Annotated in this window: 19 protein-coding genes; 6 read left to right on the top strand and 13 right to left on the bottom strand. The window is 73.3% G+C overall.

The features are described from left to right. Positions 1 to 46 precede the first annotated feature (46 nt). On the bottom strand, positions 47 to 481 hold the full coding sequence (locus tag ABT288_RS26675; RefSeq protein WP_351612548.1) for a DUF6299 family protein: 435 nt from the start codon (positions 479 to 481) through the stop codon (positions 47 to 49). Between the two features lie 233 nt (positions 482 to 714). On the opposite strand from ABT288_RS26675, the gene ABT288_RS26670 reads away from it, so the two are divergent. Next, positions 715 to 915: a DUF5999 family protein gene (locus ABT288_RS26670; protein WP_351612546.1), complete on the top strand. Its 201-nt coding sequence runs from the start codon at positions 715 to 717 to the stop codon at positions 913 to 915. Positions 916 to 952: 37 nt separating this feature from the next. Here ABT288_RS26670 and ABT288_RS26665 read toward each other — a convergent pair whose 3' ends face one another. Then, positions 953 to 1351, bottom strand: coding sequence for a RidA family protein (locus ABT288_RS26665; protein ID WP_351612544.1), 399 nt, complete (start codon positions 1349 to 1351; stop codon positions 953 to 955). After that, complete coding sequence (locus ABT288_RS26660; protein WP_351612541.1) at positions 1348 to 2481, bottom strand: acyl-CoA dehydrogenase family protein; 1134 nt, start codon at positions 2479 to 2481, stop codon at positions 1348 to 1350. The genes ABT288_RS26665 and ABT288_RS26660 overlap by 4 nt, the downstream gene beginning before the upstream one ends. Positions 2482 to 2703: 222 nt before the next feature. On the opposite strand from ABT288_RS26660, the gene ABT288_RS26655 reads away from it, so the two are divergent. Beyond that, positions 2704 to 4296 (top strand): AMP-binding protein, encoded by a 1593-nt coding sequence (locus tag ABT288_RS26655; RefSeq protein ID WP_351612538.1) that lies wholly within the window; start codon positions 2704 to 2706, stop codon positions 4294 to 4296. Between the two features lie 15 nt (positions 4297 to 4311). Continuing rightward, complete coding sequence (locus tag ABT288_RS26650; RefSeq protein WP_351612536.1) at positions 4312 to 5124, top strand: PaaX family transcriptional regulator; 813 nt, start codon at positions 4312 to 4314, stop codon at positions 5122 to 5124. A gap of 12 nt (positions 5125 to 5136) precedes the next feature. Here the strand turns inward: ABT288_RS26650 and ABT288_RS26645 are convergent, their stop codons facing one another. The 3 genes from ABT288_RS26645 to ABT288_RS26635 are packed head-to-tail and all read right to left on the bottom strand — an operon-like array spanning position 5137 to position 8776. Continuing rightward, complete coding sequence (locus tag ABT288_RS26645) at positions 5137 to 5616, bottom strand: hypothetical protein (RefSeq protein ID WP_351612534.1); 480 nt, start codon at positions 5614 to 5616, stop codon at positions 5137 to 5139. A 58-nt stretch (positions 5617 to 5674) separates the two neighbouring features. Next, entirely contained in the window at positions 5675 to 7942 is a 2268-nt protein-coding gene (locus tag ABT288_RS26640) for a bifunctional salicylyl-CoA 5-hydroxylase/oxidoreductase (RefSeq protein ID WP_351612531.1), read from the bottom strand. Positions 7943 to 7948: 6 nt separating this feature from the next. Next, complete coding sequence (locus ABT288_RS26635) at positions 7949 to 8776, bottom strand: enoyl-CoA hydratase family protein (protein WP_351612528.1); 828 nt, start codon at positions 8774 to 8776, stop codon at positions 7949 to 7951. A gap of 295 nt (positions 8777 to 9071) precedes the next feature. Between ABT288_RS26635 and ABT288_RS26630 the strand changes: the two genes are divergently transcribed. After that, positions 9072 to 9527, top strand: coding sequence for an ATP-binding protein (locus ABT288_RS26630; RefSeq protein ID WP_351612525.1), 456 nt, complete (start codon positions 9072 to 9074; stop codon positions 9525 to 9527). Here ABT288_RS26630 and ABT288_RS26625 read toward each other — a convergent pair. The 3 genes from ABT288_RS26625 to ABT288_RS26615 form a co-directional block, all read right to left on the bottom strand. After that, positions 9484 to 10932, bottom strand: coding sequence for an amino acid permease (locus ABT288_RS26625; RefSeq protein WP_351612523.1), 1449 nt, complete (start codon positions 10930 to 10932; stop codon positions 9484 to 9486). The two genes, ABT288_RS26630 and ABT288_RS26625, sit on opposite strands and share 44 nt — an antisense overlap. A gap of 120 nt (positions 10933 to 11052) precedes the next feature. Then, positions 11053 to 12063 carry an ornithine carbamoyltransferase gene (argF, locus tag ABT288_RS26620; RefSeq protein ID WP_351612520.1) on the bottom strand — a complete coding sequence of 337 codons (1011 nt, stop codon included), beginning with the start codon at positions 12061 to 12063 and terminating at the stop codon, positions 11053 to 11055. 63 nt (positions 12064 to 12126) lie between these two features. Beyond that, positions 12127 to 13350 carry an arginine deiminase gene (locus ABT288_RS26615; protein WP_351612517.1) on the bottom strand — a complete coding sequence of 408 codons (1224 nt, stop codon included), beginning with the start codon at positions 13348 to 13350 and terminating at the stop codon, positions 12127 to 12129. A gap of 147 nt (positions 13351 to 13497) precedes the next feature. Between ABT288_RS26615 and ABT288_RS26610 the strand changes: the two genes are divergently transcribed. Continuing rightward, a complete protein-coding gene (locus ABT288_RS26610) occupies positions 13498 to 14535 on the top strand; it encodes an SPFH domain-containing protein (RefSeq protein WP_351612514.1) in 1038 nt (345 codons plus the stop codon). Positions 14536 to 14608: 73 nt separating this feature from the next. Next, positions 14609 to 15502 carry a diacylglycerol kinase catalytic domain-containing protein gene (locus tag ABT288_RS26605; protein ID WP_351612511.1) on the top strand — a complete coding sequence of 298 codons (894 nt, stop codon included), beginning with the start codon at positions 14609 to 14611 and terminating at the stop codon, positions 15500 to 15502. Between the two features lie 27 nt (positions 15503 to 15529). Here ABT288_RS26605 and ABT288_RS26600 read toward each other — a convergent pair whose 3' ends face one another. The 4 genes from ABT288_RS26600 to ABT288_RS26585 all read right to left on the bottom strand — a co-directional run. Then, positions 15530 to 17287, bottom strand: coding sequence for an HEXXH motif domain-containing protein (locus ABT288_RS26600; RefSeq protein WP_351612508.1), 1758 nt, complete (start codon positions 17285 to 17287; stop codon positions 15530 to 15532). Positions 17288 to 17380: 93 nt separating this feature from the next. Further along, complete coding sequence (locus tag ABT288_RS26595; RefSeq protein WP_351612507.1) at positions 17381 to 17608, bottom strand: hypothetical protein; 228 nt, start codon at positions 17606 to 17608, stop codon at positions 17381 to 17383. Positions 17609 to 17713: 105 nt separating this feature from the next. Then, positions 17714 to 18844 carry an effector-associated domain 2-containing protein gene (locus ABT288_RS26590; RefSeq protein ID WP_351612504.1) on the bottom strand — a complete coding sequence of 377 codons (1131 nt, stop codon included), beginning with the start codon at positions 18842 to 18844 and terminating at the stop codon, positions 17714 to 17716. Further along, the coding region (locus ABT288_RS26585; RefSeq protein ID WP_351612501.1) for an alpha/beta fold hydrolase at positions 18841 to 19517 on the bottom strand (677 nt) is incomplete at its 5' end. The genes ABT288_RS26590 and ABT288_RS26585, both read right to left, overlap by 4 nt.

Genomic DNA, 19517 nt, shown 5'->3' with positions numbered 1-19517 from the left:
GGTCCACGACCGGGGCTCGCCTTGACCCCTCGCGTACGGACGACCGTCACTTCTGGGTGAGCTTGACGTCCTGTTCCTTCAGGGCGTGGAAGGCCGGCAGCAACAGCAGCAGGTCGCCGGAGCGCAGTTCCGTGACCGTCGCCTGCACATGGGCCTTGCCGGCCTTCAGGGACTTCGGCGAGATCTTGCCGGAGTTCTCCCAGTGGTGCTCCGCGCCGTCGCACTGGGCGGGGGTGCCGCCGATGCCGTACACGCTGGTGCGGTCGCCCTGGCTGATCGAGGAGCTGACGAAGGCGATGCCGGCGGTCCCGGAGCAGCGGTAGGTGCCGGTGAGGGTGATGGTGCCGTCCTTGGCGATGTGGCCGGTCGGATCGACGGTCACGGTCTCGGTCTCGGACGGGTCGGCGGCGGCCGAGGGGACGGCGGCGCACAGCAGGGCGGCTGCGCCGAGGGCCGCGGCGAGAGCGGGGCGTACGGGCACGGGTACCTCCGGATCCACGGAACAGTGGGTTCCACTGGTACCGGTCGGCCGGGCCGTGGGCCGTGACCGTCACCCCATCGGTGGCGCGTCATGGAAGCGTCCGGGAGTTGTCCGGGTGTTGTCACGCTTCACGGCGCGCGGTTCCGGGGCGTTCACGGCGGGAGCATGGTCTGTGTATGACGGGCCCGCGGCCGCATCCGCCGGCCCCTCACATCCCGATGTGGAGGTGCGCCATGTGCTCCAACCGGTCCTCGTGCCCCGCGTCCGGCCCCGCCCTGCGACACCCGGTGGCCGCCCAGCCCGAGCAGGGCTGGACCTTGCTGTGCGACGGCTCGATCGTGTTCGACGACAGCGGCGAACTGCACGCGGACGGCAGCGTCGTCCCGCCGTGCCGGGTCCCGGCGGAACGGCTCGCCGTCGCGGCGGCGGCCTGAACGCCACGGAACTCCGGCCGGCGGCACCGCCCGGCGGCTACGGCAGCACCGCGAACCCGTCCAGCTCGACCATCGCCCGCTCGTCCCACAGCCGTACGACCTGTACGACGGCCATCGCCGGGTAGTCCCGGCCCGCCGACTCCCGCCAGATGCGGCCGAGCCGGCCGGCGTGGGCGCGGTAGGCGGCGATGTCCGTGGCGTAGACGGTGACCCGGGCGAGGTCGGCGGGGGTGCCGCCGGCCGCGCGCAGCGCCGCGAGGAGGTTGCCGAGAGCCCGCTCGAACTGCTCGGGGAGCGTGTCGCCGGTGATCTTGCCGTCGGCGTCGAGGGCGGTCTGGCCCGCGAGGAACACCACGCGCGAGCCGGACGCGACGACGGCGTGCGAGAACCCCGTGGGCGGGGACAGCTCGGGCGGGTTGACACGCTCGGTCGTCACCGGGACGCCTCCTCGGTCTTGGCGTACAACTCCTTGGCGATGATGCCCCGTTGGACCTCGCTCGCGCCCTCGTAGATGCGCGGGGCGCGCACCTCGCGGTAGAGGTGTTCCAGGAGGTGGCCGCGGCGCAGGGCGCGGGCGCCGTGCAGCTGGACGGCGGTGTCGACGACGTACTGCGCGGTCTCGGTGGCGAGCAGCTTGGCCATCGCGGCGCGCCCCGGCACGTCCGCCGCGCCTTCGTCGTACGCCGTCGCCGCCGCGTACACCATGAGCCGGGCCGCCTCCGTGCGCAGGCCCATCTCGGCGACCTGGTGGGAGACGGTCTGCAGGTCCATCAGCCTGCCGCCGAAGGCCTCGCGGCGGCGGGTGTGGCCGAGGGTGGCGTCGAGCGCGGCCTGGGCCATGCCGACCGCGAAGGCGCCGACGCTGGGGCGGAAGAGGTTGAGGGTGCCCATGGCGACGGCGAAGCCGCGGTCGGCCTCGCCGAGCACGTCGGCGGCGGTGACCGGCACGGCGTCGAAGTCCAGGGCGCCGATGGGGTGCGGCGAGAGCATGTCCAGGGCGGTGCCGGTGAGTCCGGGCCGGTCGGCGGGGACGAGGAAGGCGGTCACGCCCCGGGCTCCGGCGCCGGGTGTGGTGCGGGCGAAGACGGTGTAGAAGTCGGCCTCGGGGGCGTTGGAGATCCAGCTCTTGGCGCCGATGAGCCGCCAGCCGTCCGGGCCGTCGGGCTCGGCCGCGAGGGACAGCGCGGCCGCGACCGAACCGGCCCCCGGCTCGCTCAGCGCGAACGCGGCGACCGCGCTGCCGTCGGCGACGCGGGGCAGCCAGTGCTCGCGGTGGGCGGGGCTGCCGTGGGCGTGCACCGGATGGGCGCCCAGGCCCTGCAGGGCGAGGGCGGTCTCGGCCTCGGTGCAGGTCTGGGCGAGGGACTCCCGCATCAGGCACAGGTCGAGGGCGCCGGAGGTGAACAGCCGGGCCAGGAGGCCCAGTCGGCCGAGTTCGGCGAGGAGCGGCCGGTTGACGCGGCCCGGCTCGCCCTTGTCGGCCAGCGGGCGCAGCCGTTCGGCGGCCATGGTGCGCAGCTCGGCACACCAGGCGGTCGCGTGCGGTTCGAGCGAGAATGCGGGCACTGCCGGTCCTCCCTCCGGTCCGGGCCGACCTGACCCTTCCCGTTCGCCGTCCGGGGCATCTTGGGCATCCCCCTGGGCCTGCCCCCGGCTCCCCACCGACGTTATCGCGAAAGGTTGACTGCCGTCACCAAGACGATACGCTCGAGGCGCGAGCCACCAGGACGCCGGTGCCCACCACGACGCCCGTCTTCGACGCTTGTCACGGCAAGGGGGCGAACCGCCATGCATCGCTCGGCCCATGTCGACACCTTCGCGCGCGACCATCTGCCGCCGCCGGACGAGTGGCCCGAGCTGCTCCTCGACCTGCCGGAGCTGCGCTACCCCGAGCGGCTGAACTGCGCCGCGGAACTCCTGGACCACGCCGAGGCGGACCGCCCGGTCTTCCGCACCCCGGCCGGTCCCCCCTGGACGTACGGCGAGCTGCGCACGCACGTCGACCGGATCGCGCACGTGCTCACCGGTGACCTCGGCGTGGTGCCCGGCAACCGGGTACTGCTGCGTGGCCCCACCACGCCCTGGCTCGCCGCCTGCTGGCTGGCCGTGCTCAAGGCGGGCGCGATAGCCGTCACCGTGCTGGCCCAGCAGCGCCCGCACGAGCTGGCCACCATGTGCGAGATCGCCCTGGTGCGGCACGCGCTGTGTGACATCCGGTCGGTGGCGGACCTGGCGAAGGCCGACATCCCCGGATTGCGGATCACGACGTACGGCGGTGACGGCCCCGACGACCTCCTCCACCGCCCCACGCCCGACACGCCGTACCGGGCCGTCGACACCGCGGCCGACGACGTGGCCCTGATCGCGTTCACCTCGGGCACCACGGGTCGCCCGAAAGGGTGCATGCACTTCCACCGGGACGTGCTGGCGATCGCGGACACCTTCTCGAAGCACGTGCTGCGCCCGCGCGCGGACGACGTCTTCACCGGCAGCCCCCCGCTCGGCTTCACCTTCGGCCTGGGCGGCCTGGTGGTCTTCCCGATGCGGGCCGGCGCCAGCTCTTTGCTCCTGGAGGAGGCGGGCCCGCGCCGGCTGCTCCCCGCGGTCGCCGAGCACCGCGTCTCGGTCCTGTTCACCGCCCCGACCGCCTACCGCGCCATGCTGGAGCAGCTCGACGGGTACGACGTCTCGTCGCTGCGGCGCTGTGTCTCGGCCGGCGAGAACCTGCCCGCGGCCACCTGGCGGGCCTGGCACGAGCGCACCGGACTGCGCCTCATCAACGGCATCGGCGCGACCGAGCTGCTGCACATCTTCGTCTCCGCGGCCGACGAGCGGATCAGACCGGGCACCACGGGGGTGCCGGTCCCGGGCTGGCAGGCGCGGGTGCAGGACGCGCACGGCACGCCGGTGCCGGACGGCGAGCCCGGCCTGCTCGCCGTGCGCGGCCCGGTCGGCTGCCGCTATCTGGCCGACCCACGCCAGCGCGTGTACGTGCGCGGCGGCTGGAACATCACCGGCGACACCTATGTCCGCGAGCCCGACGGCTACTTCCGCTATGTGGCCCGCGCCGACGACATGATCATCTCCGCCGGGTACAACATCGCCGGACCCGAGGTGGAGGACGCGCTGCTGCGCCACCCGGACGTGGTGGAGACGGCGGTGGTGGGCCGCCCGGACGAGGCCCGCGGACAGGTGGTGGTCGCCTACACCGTGCTGCGCGAGGGCGCCCGGCGCGACCCGGAGGCCCTGAGCGTGTTCCTCAAGTCGGAACTGGCACCCTACAAATGCCCGCGCGAGTTCGTCTTCCTCGACGCGCTCCCGCGCACCGCCACCGGCAAGCTCCAGCGCTTCCGGCTGCGCAGCGAAGGTGACCGGCAGTGATGCCGACGACCTAAAATGATCAACGTGTCCGAGCAGCACGCCCCCAGGTCCCTCATCGTCACGCTCTACGGCGCGTACGGCCGCTACATGCCCGGCCCGGTGCCCGTCGCCGAGCTGATCCGGCTCCTGGCCGCGGTCGGCGTGGACGCGCCCTCCGTCCGTTCCTCGGTGTCCCGGCTCAAACGGCGCGGCCTGCTGCTGCCGGCCCGCACGGAGCAGGGCGCGGCCGGCTACGAACTCTCGCCCGAGGCACGGCAGTTGCTGGAGGACGGCGACCGGCGCATCTACGCGACCACGCCCATGGAGGACACGGGCTGGGTGCTCGCGGTGTTCTCCGTGCCCGAGTCGGAGCGGCAGAAGCGGCATGTGCTGCGCTCCCGGCTGGCCGGCCTGGGCTTCGGCACGGCGGCCCCCGGGGTGTGGATCGCCCCGGCCCGTCTCCACGAGGAGACGCGGCACACCCTGTGCCGGCTCCACCTGGACCCGTACGTCGACCTCTTCTGCGGCGAGCACCTGGGCTTCGCCCCGACGGCCGAGGCGGTCGGCCGCTGGTGGGACCTGGCCGCGATCGCCAAGGAGCACGAGCGGTTCCTGGACGCGCAAGCCCCGGTCCTGCGGGCCTGGGAGCGGCGCAGGGGCACCCCGCCCGAGGAGGCCTACCGCGACTACCTCCTCGCACTCGACTCCTGGCGCCACCTGCCGTACACCGACCCCGGTCTGCCCGGCCGGCTGCTGCCCGAGGGCTGGCCGGGCGTGCGCTCGGCGGAGGTGTTCCAGGGGCTGCACAGGCTGCTGCGGGACGCGGGGGCGCAGTTCGCGGGGGTGTGAGACGGGGCGGTGTCACAGGGAGGTCAGGCAGTACAGGTGTGCTCCCTCCGTCCGGGCGCGCTGGGCCAGGCCGACGAACGTGCGGATGCTGTCCTCGGCGTGCAGGTAGTCGGAGAAGTGCGCCTCAGCGATGTCGCACGCCTGGAGCGCGAGCATCGGCACCGCGTCCTCGACCACGTCGGCGAGCGCGTCCCGCCAGGCGTCGGGCAGTTCCCCGAGGAACGACCCGTCGTCCCAGGCGGTCGCGGACACCACCGGTGTCTCATGGGGGTACGGCACCTCGTCCGGGAGGGGCGAGACCAGTTCGGGCCCCTCCCCGCGGGCGGGCGGTATACCCGCGGCGAAGGTGATCAGCCGGGGCAGCGCCAGATGAGGGTCCATGTTCCCCACATCGAGCCCGTCCAAGCCCAGCCACTCACCGTCCGGCCCGATGACCCGCCCCATCGCCGTGCCCCGGTCGCCGGCGAGGAAGTACTCGTGCGACACGCCCATGATGTCTCCGTTCGTCTCACTGCCCCCAGGAGTCGAGTACAGCAGACGGCACCGACAGTCATCCGCCGAGGGTCAACCGTGGCTTCGGCGCGTCCGTGCGGCCGGTCTGCGGGCGGCGGCTGCCCGCGCGGTAGGGCGCGGGCCAGACGACGCCGGGGCCTTCGTAGCCCTGCTCGGCCGCCGCGTGCAGGGTCCAGTGCGGGTCGTACAGGTGCGGACGGCCCAGCGCGCACAGGTCCGTACGCCCCGCGAGGATCAGGGAGTTGACGTCGTCCCAGGACGAGATCGCGCCGACGGCGATGACCGGCACACCCGCCTCGTGCCGGATCCGGTCGGCGAACGGCGTCTGGTACGACCGCCCGAACTCCGGCCGCTCCTCGGCCACCACCTGCCCGGTGGAGACGTCGATCGCGTCGGCCCCGTGCGCGGCGAAGGCGCGGGCGGTCTCCACCGCGTCCTCGGCGGTCGTTCCGCCCTCGGCCCAGTCGGTGGCCGAGATGCGCACCGTCATGGGCCGCTCCGCCGGCCACACCGCGCGTACGGCGTCGAAGACCTCCAGCGGGAACCTCAGCCGGCGCTCCGGCGAGCCGCCGTAGGCGTCGGTGCGCCGGTTGGTGAGCGGGGAGAGGAAGCCGGAGAGCAGATAGCCGTGCGCACAGTGCAGTTCGAGCAGGTCGAACCCGGCCCGCGCGGCGCGCCAGGCGGCGGCGGTGAACTGCTCGCGGATGTCGGTGAGTTGGGCCCGGGAGAGCTGCCGCGGGGTCTGGCTGCCCGGCTTGTACGGCAGCGGGGAGGCGGCGACCAGGGGCCAGTTGCCGCGGGGCAGGGGTTCGTCCATGCCCTCCCACATCAGCCTCGTGGAGCCCTTGCGGCCGGAGTGCCCGAGCTGCACGCCGATCGCGGTGCCGGGTGACCGGCTGTGCACGAAGTCGGTGACCCGCCGCCACGCCTCGGCCTGCCGGCCGGTGTAGAGACCGGCGCAGCCGGGGGTGATGCGGCCCTCCTCGCTCACGCACACCATCTCGGTCATGACGAGCCCGGCCCCGCCGAGGGCACGGGCGCCCAGGTGGACGAGGTGGAAGTCGCCGGGGACGCCGTCGGTGGCGGAGTACATGTCCATCGGCGACACCACGACCCGGTTGCGCAGGGTCAGGCCGCGCAGCCGGAACGGGGTGAACATCGGGGGTGTGCCGGGCGGGCAGCCGAACTCGCGCTCGACCGCCTCGGTGAAGCGGGCGTCGCGCAGCCGGAGGTTGTCGTGGGTGACGCGGCGGCTGCGGGTGAGCAGGTTGAAGGCGAACTGCCGGGGCGGCTGGCCGAGGTGGAGCCCCAGGTTCTCGAACCATTCGAGGCTGGCGCGGGCGGCGCGCTGGGTGGAGGCGACGACGGGTTTGCGCTCCTCCTCGTAGGCCGCCAGTGCTGTTTCGAGTGTGGGCTGTTCGCGCAGGCAGGCCGCGAGTGCGAGGGCGTCCTCCACGGCCAGCTTGGTGCCGGAGCCGATGGAGAAGTGGGCGGTGTGCGCGGCGTCGCCGAGGAGGACGACGTTGCCGTGGGACCAGCGGTCGTTGACCACCGTGCGGAAGGTGGTCCACGTGGAGTTGTTGGAGTGCAGCGGGCGGCCGCGCAGCGCTTCGGAGAAGATCTTGGCGCAGCGCTCGATGGATTCGTCCGGCCCGAGTTCGTCGAATCCCGCGGCCCGCCAGACCTCCTCGCGCATCTCGACGATCACGGTGGAGGCGTCGGGCGCGTAGGGGTAGCCGTGCAGTTGCATGACGCCGTGCTCGGTCTCGGCGATCTCGAAACGGAAGGCGTCGAAGGCGAAGTCGGCGGCGAGCCAGATGTACCGGCAGCGGTGCTCGGTGATGCGGGGGCGGAAGACCTGGGCGTAGGTCTCGCGGGTGGTGCTGTGCACACCGTCGGCGGCGATGACGAGGTCGTGGGTCCGGCAGAGCTCGTCCGGGGGCGGGGCCTCGGTGCCGAAGGCGATGGTCACACCGAGGGAGAGGCAGCGCTCGTGCAGGATCTTCAGCAGGGTCCGCCTGCGCACCGCCGCGAAGCCGTGCCCCCCGGAGGTCTGGCAGGTGCCTCGGTGGGCGATGTCGATGTCGTCCCACCGCACGAAGCGCCGCTGCAGCGCCTCGTACACCACGGGGTCGGCGTGTTCGATGCCGCCCAGGGTCTCGTCGGAGAGGACCACCCCGAAGCCGAAGGTGACGTCCGGGGCGTTGCGCTCCCAGACGGTGACCTCACGGGTGGGATCGAGCCGCTTGAGGAGAGCTGCCGCGTACAGGCCACCCGGGCCGCCGCCGATGATCGCCACCCGCATGAAGGCTCACCTTCCCCGCCACTTCGGCGCGCGCTTCTCCGTGAAGGCCGCGTGGAACTCCGCGTAGTCCTCGCCGTGCATCAGCAGGGCCTGGGTCGAGGCGTCCAGCTCGACCGAGGCCGCCAGGGGCATGTCCAGCTCGGCCGTGAGCAGGGCCTTCGTCTGGGCGTACGCCAGGGCCGGGCCGTCGGCCAGGCGGCGGGCCAGCGCCTGAGCCGCCTCGTCGGCCCGGCCGTCCTCCGTCAGCTCGCTGATCAGGCCGATGCGCTCGGCCTCGGGGGCGCGGACCGGTTCGCCCAGCATGAGCAGGCGGGTGGCGTGGCCGAGGCCGACGACGCGGGGCAGCAGGTAGGCCGCGCCCATGTCACCGCCGGACAGGCCGACGCGGGTGAAGAGGAAGGCGAAGCGGGCGGTGGGGTCCGCCACGCGGAAGTCGGCCGCCAGCGCCAGGACCGCTCCTGCGCCCGCCGCCACGCCGTGCACCGCGGCGATCACGGGGAACGGGCACTCCCGGATCGCCCGTACGACCTGCCCGGTCATCCGGTTGAAGTCGAGCAGCCGGGCGGTGTCCATGCCGAGGGTGGCGCCGATGATCTCGTCGACGTCGCCGCCGGAGCAGAAGCCCCGTCCCTCGCCGGTCAGCACCAGGGCGCGCACGGCGCGCTCCCGGGACAGCTCGGCCAGCAGGTCACGCAGGTCGGCGTAGGCACCGAAGGTGAGCGCGTTGAGCTTCTCGGGACGGGCGAGGGTGACGGTGGCGACCCCGTCGGCGAGCTGGACCCGCAGATGCTCCCAGTCGGAGGTGCGGGCGGCGGAGCCGGTGAAGGGACTCATGACGTGCGGCCTCCTAGGGCGGCGGTGCCGTACGTTGCGCAGTCCTCCGAAGTTATCACCTGTTTGTGACTGTCGTCACGAGTGCGCGACAGACGGCGGCCGATCGGCCGAGTCCGGTCACGTCCGTCACGGGTCGTCGACAGCGCCGTAACAGTGGGCCCGGGCGGGCGAGGCGGGCCGCCGGCCGGGGTAGGCCGCTCGTTACCGGGGCCGGAGGTTCCGGGCGAAGCCCGCCGACGGTGTCGTCGGCCGGGCCCGTACCATTCCTACAGTCGAAAGCAGGACAGCCTGCTCCATGAACGGACTCGCCTTGCACGAACGCCCCACCGAACCGGCCTTCTGGCGCATCGCGCTGCCGCACACCGCCGCGGCGGTGCCCGTGGCCCGTGCTCTGGTGCGCACGGCCCTCGCCGAGGTGGAGCACCCGGCCGACAGCGACACCGCGGAGCTGCTCACGGCGGAGCTGGTGGCCAACGCGGTGGAGCACACCGCCGGGCGCGGCCCGATAGAGCTGGTGGTGGAGCTGTTGCCGAGCGGCTGCCAGGTCGAGGTGCACGACCCCGACCCGGCGCCGCCGGGCCGGCTGACCGCGCCGGTGATCGAGGAGCCCGACGTCTGGCAGGAGGGCGGGCGCGGGCTGCTGCTGATCCGCACCCTCAGCTCGTCCTGCGGTCACCGCCCCACCCCGTCGGGCAAGGCGGTGTGGTTCAGACTGCCTGCGGTTCCCGCTCAGCGGCGGCGCTCGGCGTGACCTCGGGGGCCGCCTGAGCCAGCGTGGAGTGCCGGCGGCCGTAGCCGGCGTAGATCGCCAGGCCCACCGCGAGGAACACGGCGAACTGGATCCAGGTCCGCCAGCCGGTCTCGTACATGAGGTACAGGCAGAAGGCGACGCCGAGCAGCGGGCCCACCGGGTAGAGCGGCACCCGGAAGCTGCGGCTGAGGCCCGGCTCGCGGCGCCGCAGGGCGATCACCACTATGTTGACGACGGCCATGATCGCCAGGGTGCCGATGGTGCACAGGTTCATCACGGCGTCGAGGGAGGCGAAGGCCGCCGGGAGCGCGAAGACGACGGCGACGATCAGCGTGCCGGCCACCGGGGTGGAGGTCTTCGGGTTGACCTTCTCGAAGACGCGCGGGATCAGGCCGTCGCGGGACATCGACATCAGGATGCGCGTCTGGCCGTACATCACCGCGAGGACGACCGAGGCGATGGCGACGACCGCGCCGAAGGCGATCACTCCGCCGCCGACGGCCGAGCCGGTGACCTCGTTGACGACGTACGACAGCGCGGCGGGACGGCCGGCGACCTGCCTGCCGCCGATGGCGCCGATCGCGGCGACCGCGACCGCGCAGTAGAGGAGGGTGACCAGGCCCATGCAGACCATGATCGCGACCGGGATGTCCCGGCGCGGGTTCTTCGCCTCCTCGCCCGCGGTCGTGATCGCGTCGAAGCCGATGTAGGAGAAGAACGCGGCCGTGGTGCCCGCGCCGATGCCGCCGAGACCGGCCGGCGAGAACGGGGTGAGGTTGCCGTGCTTGAAGGCGCTGTAGCCGATGGCACAGAAGGCCAGCAGGATGACGAGCTTGACCGCGGCCATGGCGGCCGTCGCCCGGGCGCTCTCGCGCACCCCGCGCACCAGCAGCACGGAGGCCAGGGCGATGACGATCACGGCCGGGAGGTTGATGATCCCGCCGTCGCCCGGGCCCGCGGACAGGGCGGCCGGGAGCTGGACGCCGGTGAGGCTGTGCAGCAGCTCGTTGACGTACTGGCTCCAGCCGACGGCGACGGCCGAGATGGAGATGCCGTACTCCAGCAGCAGGCACCAGCCGACCAGGAAGGCGGTGGACTCGCCGAGGCCGGCGTAGGCGAAGGAGTACGAGGAGCCGGAGACCGGGATCGCGCCGCCCAGCTCCGCGAAGGAGAAGGCGGTGAACACGCAGGTGATCGCGGCGAGGACGAAGGAGACGACGACGGCCGGGCCGGCCTGGGCGACGGAGTCGGAGAGGCCGACGAAGATGCCGGTGCCGACGATGGCGCCGACGCCGAAGCAGATGAGCTGGAAGAGGCCCATCGTGCGCTTGAGGCCGTGGCCCTCGCGGTCGGCGCCGGATTCGGCGACGAGCAGGTGCGGGGACTTGATGCGGGGAGCGGGCATTGCGGGTGGTGCTCGTTTCTGGTGGTGCGGGCGACCGGGTCACAGTCGCGGCGACGGCCCGGAAGGGGTGGTTCAGGGCCGTCGGTCAGGATAAGGGCTGGTCGGGAAGGTGGACCAGGGTCAGCGGGCGAGTGTGGCGACCAGCACCGCCTTGATGGTGTGCAGCCGGTTCTCGGCCTCGTCGAAGACGAGCGAGTGCGCGGACTCGAACACCTCGTCCGTGACCTCCAGCGAGTCCAGGCCGTAGGTCTCGTGGATCTCGCCGCCCACCGTGGTGCCGAGGTCGTGGAAGGCCGGCAGACAGTGCAGGAACTTCACGTCCGGGTTGCCCGTGGCGCGCAGGACGTCCATGGTCACGGCGTACGGCGTGAGCGCGGCGATCCGCTCCGCCCAGACCTCCTTCGGCTCGCCCATGGAGACCCAGACGTCGGTGGCGACGAAGTCCGCCCCCGAGACGCCCTCCCGGACGTCCTCGGTGAGGGTGATCCGGGCGCCGCTCGCCTCGGCGAGCTTGCGGGCGTGGGTGACGACGTCCTCGGCGGGCCAGTAGGGCCTCGGGGCGACGATCCGCACGTCCATGCCGAGCAGGGCGCCGGTGACCAGGTAGGAGTTGCCCATGTTGAAGCGGGCGTCGCCGAGATAGGCGAAGGCGGTCTCCGTCAGCGGCCTGTCGCTGTGCTCGGTCATGGTGAGCACGTCGGCGAGCATCTGGGTGGGGTGCCAGTCGTCGGTGAGGCCGTTGTAGACGGGCACGCCGGCGTACGCGGCCAGCTCCTCGACCTTGGCCTGGCTGTCCCCCCGGTACTCGATGCCGTCGTACATCCGGCCCAGCACCCGCGCGGTGTCCTTCACGGACTCCTTGTGGCCGATCTGCGAGCCGGACGGATCCAGGTACGTCGTGTGGGCGCCCTGGTCGGCGGCGGCGACCTCGAACGCGCAGCGGGTGCGCGTCGAGGTCTTCTCGAAGATCAGCGCGATGTTCCGGCCGCGCAGGTACTGCGTCTCGGCCCCCGCCTTCTTGGCCGCCTTCAACTCGGCCGCCAGCTCGACCAGACCGCGGAACTCGTCCTCGGTGAAGTCCAGCTCCTTGAGGAAGTGGCGGCCGGCGAGGGCGGTCGGGACTGTCGCCATGGGGGGCGCTCCAGATGTACTACGACTACAGGACTCTGGAAGTCTATACGACCTTTCACATTTTTATACGGCGTCTCGCTCCACGGGACAGCTCATGCACCTCGGGCCGCCCCGGCCCCGGCCCAGCTCGCTGCCCGGGATCTCGATCACCTCGATGCCCTGCTTGCGCAGATGCGTGTTGGTGGTGGAGTTGCGCTCGTAGGCGACGACGACCCCGGGCTCGACGGCGAGGACGTTGCAGCCGTCGTCCCACTGCTCGCGCTCGGCGGCGTGCACGTCCTGGGTGGCGGTCAGCACCCGGATCTCGCCGAGGCCGAGGGCGGCGGCGATGGCGCGGTGCATGTGCTCCGGCGGATGGTCGGTGACCTTCAGCTCCTTCTCGGTGACCCCCGGCTCGATGGTGTACGAGCGCAGCATGCCGAGGCCCGCGTACTGCGTGAAGGTGTCGCCGTCGACCATGGTCATCACGGTGTCGAGGTGCATGAAGGCGCGCCGCTTGGGCATGTCGAGCGCGACGATGGTGCGCGCGGAGCCGGCCGCGAACAGCTTGTACGCCAGCATCTCCACGGCCTGCGGGGTGGTGCGCTCGCTCATGCCGACCAGCACGGCGCCGTTGCCGATCACCAGGACGTCGCCGCCCTCGATGGTGGAGGGATGGTCGGCCTGCCCCTGGGACCAGACGTGGAAGATCTCGTCGCGGAACAGCGGGTGGTGGCGGTAGATCGCCTCGAAGTGGACGGTCTCGCGCTGCCGCGCGGGCAGCCGCATGGCGTTGATGGCGACCCCGTCGTAGACCCAGGCGGATGTGTCGCGGGTGAAGAGGTGGTTGGGCAGGGGGCCGAGGAGGAAGTCGTCGAGGTCCATCACATGGAAGCGGACGGAGGTCGGCTCGGGGTGCGCCTGCAGGAACTCCCGCTTGGTCATGCCGCCCACGAGCGCCTCGGCCAGCTGGGGTGCGGGCAGGGACTCGAAGGCGGCGCGCAGGTGGTCGGTGGCGAGAGGGCCGTACTCCTTCTCGTGGAAGACCCGGTCGAGGACGAGGGTGCGGGCCTCGGGGATCTCCAGGGTCTCGGTGAGCAGGTCGCCGAAGAGGTGGACGGCGACCCCGCGGTCCCGCAGGACGTCGGCGAACCCGTCGTGCTCGGCGCGCGCCCGGCGCACCCACAGCACGTCGTCGAAGAGCAGGGCGTCCTTGTTGCTGGGGGTGAGCCGTTTGAGCTCCAGATCGGGCCGGTGCAGGATCACGCGGCGCAGCCGCCCGGCCTCGGAGTCGACGTGGTATGCCATGCCTCCATCCTGGCCGTCTCCGCCCGCCTTCACGCCCTTGTCGACCGTTTCCGGCCCTTCCTGTTTTCGTCCTATTGACGAGAAGCGGTCCCTCCGCTTATCGTCGTCATGACGAAAAACGGGGGACGAAAACAACGAGGGGGAGCCATGGCCGACATCACCCGGCGCCTGGGCCTGCGCCATCTGCGCGGCACACCGACCGCGCACATCCGGCACCACCGCTCGGGCACGCTGGTGCACGACGGTCCCGGGCTCAGCTTCTGGTTCCGGCCGCTGACCGCCGCGCTGTCCGAGGTGCCGGTCGACGACCGCGAACTGGCGATGACCTTCCACGCCCGGACCTCCGACTTCCAGGACGTGTCCGTCCAGGCCACGGTCACCTATCGCATCGCCGACCCGGCCGTGGCCGCCGCGCGCCTGGACTTCTCCATCGACCCGGACACCGGCGTGTGGCGCGGTTCGCCCCTGGAGCAGCTGGGGACGCTGCTGACGGAGACGGCCCAGCAGCACGCCCTGGACGTGCTGGCCCGTACGTCGCTGTCGTCGGCACTGGTCGACGGCGTGGCGGCGGTACGGGAACGGGTCGCGGCGGGGCTGGGCGAGGAACCGCGCCTCCCGGCGACCGGCATCGAGGTGGTCGCCGTGCGTGTGGTGGCGCTGCGCCCGGAGCCGGAGGTGGAGCGGGCCCTGCGCACCCCCGCGCGGGAACAGATCCAGCAGGAGGCCGACCGGGCCACCTACGAGCGGCGGGCCGTGGCCGTCGAGCGGGAGCGGGCCATCGCCGAGAACGAACTGGCCAGCCAGATCGAACTCGCCCGTCGCGAAGAGCAGTTGGTGGAGCAGCGCGGCACCAACGCCCGCCGCGAGGCCGAGGAGCACGCGGCGGCGGACGCGGTACGGGCGGAGGCGGAGGCGGCCCGGACCGTGAGGCTGGCGGAGGCGGAGGCGCAGCGGTCGGTACGGCTCGCCCGCGCGGAGGCCGAGGGGGCCCGCGAGGTCGGTGAGGCGCGGGCGCAGGCCCAGGCGGCCTGGCTGCGGGTGCACGCCGACGTGGACGTGGCGACGCTGCACGCCCTCACCGGGACGCGGCTGGCGGAGAACCTGCCGAACATCGACAGCGTGACCATCTCCCCGGACGTGCTGACGGGCCTGCTGGCGCGGCTGGGCTCCCAGGAGCGGGCGTGAGGGCGCACAGGCCGCCGGAGGCAGACCGGGGCACGGCGTCGTGCGCGCCCGGCTGTCCCGCGGAGTGCCCCGCATGAGCCTCGCCCCGCGGGCCGTGCTGGTCCATCGCACCACGGAGTACGAGGAGTTGGTGGCCCGGCACGGCACGCACGGCCAGGCCGCGTTCTTCCTCGCCTCCCGCGGCCGGGACATCGAGGAGGTCGCCGAACGCCACCGGCGCGCCCGCCGCGCCCTGGCCGAGGTGACCGCGGCGGTGCCGCTGACCTGGCGGCAGGCACAGGTGGAACGGGGCGACCTGGACCGGTTCCTGTTCGCGCCCGAGGACGTGGTGGTGGTCATCGGGCAGGACGGGCTGGTGGCGAATGTCGCCAAGTACCTCGTCGGCCAGCCGGTCGTCGGCATCGACACCGACCCGGGCCGCAATCCGGGTGTGCTGGTACGGCACCGCCCGGCCGACGCGACGAAGCTGCTGGCCGCCACCGACCACACCGCGGTGGACGAACTCACCATGGTCGAGGCCGTAGCCGACGATTCCCAGCGGCTGCTGGCACTCAACGAGATCTACCTGGGCACCCCGGGTCATCAGACCGCCCGGTACCGCCTGGGCCTCGAGGACGACGGGGGTGTCGTCGAGGCCCAGGCCTCCTCCGGGGTGCTGGTGGGGACCGGCACCGGCGCGACCGGCTGGCTCCGCTCCGTGTGGCAGGAGCGGGGCAGCCGGATCCCGCTGCCCTCCCCCACCGAGGACCGGCTGGTGTGGTTCGTCCGCGAGGCCTGGCCGTCACCGGCCACCGGTACGAGCCTGGTGGCGGGCGAGCTCGGGGCCTCGGCGTCGCTGACGGTCACCGTGGAGTCCGACCGCCTCATCGCCTTCGGCGACGGCATCGAGACCGACGCGCTCCAGCTCACCTGGGGGCAGTCGGTGGACGTGCGGGTGTGCGCGGACCGGCTGCGGCTGGTCGGCTGACGCACCGCCGCCGCGGCCTCACGGCAGTCACCACCCCGGTGGTCGCAGCAGTTCCGGCCGGGCCAGCATGCGGCGGCCCGACCGGCCCGGTTCGAGGGTCGCGCGGGCGACGATCCATCCGGCCAGGGCGTGCGGCTCGGCCGGGTCGTCGGCGAGGGCGTCCTCGTAGCGGGCCAGCGCGACGGCCGGGCGGCCCGCGGCGAGGTGCTCGTCGGCCGTACGAGGGGTGGTGGGGCGGGTGGCGAAGGCCTGGGTGCGGACGTCCGGCCACAGGGTCCGGTCGGGGCGGAACCGAGGAGCGTCCCCGAGGGGCTCCCCGGACGGGTCGATGTTGCGCAGCCGCCACTCCGTGCGGTGCAGGACGGCGGCCGTACGGGCACGGGTCAGGGCCGGCTCGGGTACCGGCTCGCGCAGCCAGCCGTCCAGCGTGCGGGCGAGCCCCGCCACCAGGGCCGTGCCCTGGGCGGTCAGCCGGCCGCAGGTCAGCAGGGTGCGTACGACGAGGCGGCACTGGAGGCGGCGCAGGGCGAAGTGGTAGGCGGCCTCCTCGGGCGGCTCCGGCCCGGCCAGCCGGTCCCGCCAGAAGCCGGCGACGCCGGTGAACGCGTAGGCGCCGTGCAGGAGTCCGGTGAGATGGCGCGGGTCGGCACGCCAGGGGGCGTAGTAGCGCTCCTCCCGGTCGTCTTCGAGCAGCGGGAAGAGGTGGAGGAGAGCGGCGAGTTTGCTGTGCTGGAACTCGTGGACGAGGGTCTCGGCGAGGGCCAGCGCGGAGGCGGGGCGGGCGATCACCATGGCTCCGTAGGAGTCGCCGCTCGAGCCGGACAGGGGAACCGCGGGCGGTGCCGGTGGCAGGACGCCGGTGCGGCCGAAGGGGACGACGGCCCGAATCGCGGCGGGGTCCACACGGCCCGGCCCGGTTCCGCCGGGTGTCCCGAGAATGCCGACGGCGTCGTCGAACAGCCGCTGCCACTCGTCCGCCTCGTCGGCGTCGAGCCGGGCGGGCGGGACCGGGTCGTCGAGGTCGCGGTACGGGTCGAGGTCGTCGAGGGGAATCGCGGTGACCCCGGCCCGGCCGATGTGGGTGAGGGTGCGCAGCGGGTGCCAGGTGGCGGGGCTCCGGGTGTCCTCCGCCCTGCCGCGTCTGCCGGGCTCTTCGGCCCTGTCGTCCCCGGGCACCGGCACCCGGGCGGTCCTGCGGCTGGGCAGCGGTGCCGTGGCCGGACGGCAGGTCAGGGCCGTCGGCACGGAGTGCCGTCCGGGGCCGGTGAGGGTGAGGGTGCCCCGGCTGGTGGCGGCCACGCCGACCGTCCGGCCCGGGGCCGCCTGCGGCAGCCGGGCCTGACCGAGGCCGGGGAGGGACAGGGCGCCGTCGGTGAGCGGGATCCGGAGCTCGGCCTCCGTCCCCGCGCGCAGGGACGCCGTCACCGCCAGGGCGCACAGGTGACCGGCCTCCACCCACAGCGCAGGGCCCGGCGCCGTGCCGTGCACCCGGCGCAGCATGTGGGCGAGCCAGCCGCCGGTCGCCGGGGCGAGCAGCAGCCGCTCGACCGGGCCGGGCGCCTGCTCGGCGGCATCCTTGAGGACGCGCCAGGCCTCGGCGGCCGGGGTCAGTGGCGTGGGCAGCCGGTCGAGGTGGTCCAGCAGCGTCCGCAGGAGCAGTAGCCGGCGCGTCCGCTCGCCGCGGTCGAGAAAGGCGAGGGCCTCCGCCGAGCCCCCGCCCGCGGCCAGTTCCGCGAAGAGGCGCTCGGGCATGCGGAAGGGGTCGGTGCGCGGCTCACTGGGCATGGACGGGGACCTCCGGTAGCGCGGAAGGGGCGCACGTGGGCCCCCGCGGGCAGACGGGGACCGGGCGAGGGTTCGGCCGCTCGGGCGGTACGGCTATTCCGCCCGGGCGGTACCTTCGCCTCCGCCTCTCATGCTGTTGCGGGCACGCAGGACTTCCGTCAGAAGGCGGCCGGCCGGGTGCAGGGGGGCGAGGTCGTCCACCGCGGCCAGGGGCAGCCCCGTGAGGTCGGCCAGATCCGCCTCCCAGAAGTCGGTCCCCGCGACGGCGACCGGCTCACGGACGGCGGCTTCGGCGTGCAGCCGAGCAGGCGGCTGGTCCAAGGTGCTCCCCCCTTCACGAAAAAACGGTGGCACGCAGTTCCCCGTGTCCCTTTCCATCATGGCCATTACTACCCCCGTCGAAAACCATACGATCACGCCACCTGATCACCTTCGGTCACGCGGGCGCCTGAACCATTCCCCGAACTCCCCCAGTGCCGCCTCCAGTTCGGCCCCGCGCCCGGGATCGTCGTCGACAGACACCACCGCGTCGTACAGCGACCACAGGGCCTCGGCAGGGCGCTTGGCAAGGTGGTTGAGCAGATGGGTGGCGTCCGTACGGGCCTTGGTGTGACGAGGGAGCGTCGCGGTGTGGGACGGGTCCAACGCGGCGACCACCGCCTGCCGTTCGGCGGGGTCGGCCATCAGCGGATAGGCCATCAGGGCGTCGACGGCCCGCAGCAACGGCGAGGCCGGACGTGCCGCCGAGGGCGGTGCGGAGGGGGGCAGTGTCTCGGTGCGCTCGGGGCTCTGCAGACGGATCTCGGGATACTGCAGAGTACGGCCCGCTTCCCTGAGGGCCCCGATGCGTGCCCGGACGGCGGGAAACAGTTCTTCCGGATCGGGTGGCGCGGGCAGTACGGCGGCCCGATCGGCCAGCAGGCCGAGCAGGACGTCGGAGAAGAGGCCCGTGCCACGCACGGGGTCGTTGGCGGCGGCCCGGCCGCGGCCCGCCGCGCGCAGCAGGGTCTGGTGGTGGACGAGGTTGCGCCCGCCCACGGGCAGCGCGTCGGGCGGCAGTTGCTCGCGGAAGGCGAGGTCCTCCTCGAAGGTCTCGCAGGCGTCCACGACCCACATCTGCCGGGCCAGGCCCGGCACGGCGTCCCCGGCGTACCTCTCGAGCGCCGAATCGAGGTCGATGCCCAGCTTGTCGGCGGTGGTCGCGTCCGCGCAGAACAGCCGGAGCCGCCCGGACCTGTCGAGGACGCCGTGCCCGCCCCACCACACCCACAGGATGTCGCCCTGGGCCAACGCCAGTTCGCGGACCAGCACGCGGCGCAGGGTGGCGTGGTCGGCCGCCGCGTACGGCAGTTCCGGGACGTGGGGCGGCAACGGGGCCAGATGCAGCCGCAGTTGGTGCTCGGGCACTCCGGCGGTGCGCAGCAGGTGGTGGAAGCGTACGGCGTCCCGGGCCGGTCCCGGCAGGTCCCAGGCGGGACCGGCGTCGTAGGCCTCGACGCCGACGATCAGGGCGTGCACACGGGCCGGATCGACGCGGGAGGGCGAAGGGGCGGTCACGGCAGGCGGTCCGCGATGTGCCGGTACACCTCGGGGTTGGTCCAGTAGGCGCTGTGCGCGGCCGGGAACGGCTGGCGGCTGTCGACGGCGATGTCGGTCACGCGGCCCGGAAACAGACCCGCGCCGAGATAGCCGAGCAGGTCGCGGGGATCGTACAGATTCAGCCAGTCGGGGACGTGGGGCGGCAGGGGCGCGGGGTGTTCGAGGGAGGGAAGGGAGCCCGACTCGTACAGGAACGGCCCCTGGGAGCCGGCCGTCACCAGGAGCCGGACCTGGGGCAGGGGGGCGGAGATCAGCGTGTCCAGGGCGATGATGCCGCCCAGGCTGTGTCCGACGAGCGCGACGGGCGGCTCCAGGCCCGCGACGAGGGTGCGCAGGCCGGCCCGGACGCCCGCGCCACGGCTGAGGTAGCGCAGGACGTCCCCGGCGGCGGGGTGGGTGGCCTCGGTGAGGGCGCGCCGGCGGCGTACCACCGCACGGGAGGCGGCCGAACCGGCGACCCGCAGCAGCAGGGAGCGCATTCCGTGTTCCGTGCCCCGGGGTGGCGCGCCCAGGGCCTCGGCGAGCCGGTCGACGACGGCGTCGCGTGTGCCGCCGACCGGGACGAGCGGGACGTCGGCGTCGAGGGCGTCGGCGATGATCCGGGCGACCAGGCTGCGGGCGGCGAGCGTCG

The organism is Streptomyces sp. NPDC001093 (genome assembly GCF_040298985.1).
GTDB lineage: Bacteria > Actinomycetota > Actinomycetes > Streptomycetales > Streptomycetaceae > Streptomyces.
The sequence above is the reverse complement of the archived record's forward strand: the minus strand, read 5'-3'. Positions and strand labels throughout refer to the sequence as shown.

Coding starts and splice junctions, on each gene's coding strand:
- ABT288_RS26670 (WP_351612546.1), top strand. CDS start 715: ATGTGCTCCAACCGGTCCTCGTGCCCCGCGTCCGGCCCCGCCCTGCGA.
- ABT288_RS26655 (WP_351612538.1), top strand. CDS start 2,704: ATGCATCGCTCGGCCCATGTCGACACCTTCGCGCGCGACCATCTGCCG.
- ABT288_RS26650 (WP_351612536.1), top strand. CDS start 4,312: ATGATCAACGTGTCCGAGCAGCACGCCCCCAGGTCCCTCATCGTCACG.
- ABT288_RS26645 (WP_351612534.1), bottom strand. CDS start 5,616: ATGGGCGTGTCGCACGAGTACTTCCTCGCCGGCGACCGGGGCACGGCG.
- ABT288_RS26640 (WP_351612531.1), bottom strand. CDS start 7,942: ATGCGGGTGGCGATCATCGGCGGCGGCCCGGGTGGCCTGTACGCGGCA.
- ABT288_RS26635 (WP_351612528.1), bottom strand. CDS start 8,776: ATGAGTCCCTTCACCGGCTCCGCCGCCCGCACCTCCGACTGGGAGCAT.
- ABT288_RS26630 (WP_351612525.1), top strand. CDS start 9,072: ATGAACGGACTCGCCTTGCACGAACGCCCCACCGAACCGGCCTTCTGG.
- ABT288_RS26625 (WP_351612523.1), bottom strand. CDS start 10,932: ATGCCCGCTCCCCGCATCAAGTCCCCGCACCTGCTCGTCGCCGAATCC.
- argF (WP_351612520.1), bottom strand. CDS start 12,063: ATGGCGACAGTCCCGACCGCCCTCGCCGGCCGCCACTTCCTCAAGGAG.
- ABT288_RS26615 (WP_351612517.1), bottom strand. CDS start 13,350: ATGGCATACCACGTCGACTCCGAGGCCGGGCGGCTGCGCCGCGTGATC.
- ABT288_RS26610 (WP_351612514.1), top strand. CDS start 13,498: ATGGCCGACATCACCCGGCGCCTGGGCCTGCGCCATCTGCGCGGCACA.
- ABT288_RS26605 (WP_351612511.1), top strand. CDS start 14,609: ATGAGCCTCGCCCCGCGGGCCGTGCTGGTCCATCGCACCACGGAGTAC.
- ABT288_RS26600 (WP_351612508.1), bottom strand. CDS start 17,287: ATGCCCAGTGAGCCGCGCACCGACCCCTTCCGCATGCCCGAGCGCCTC.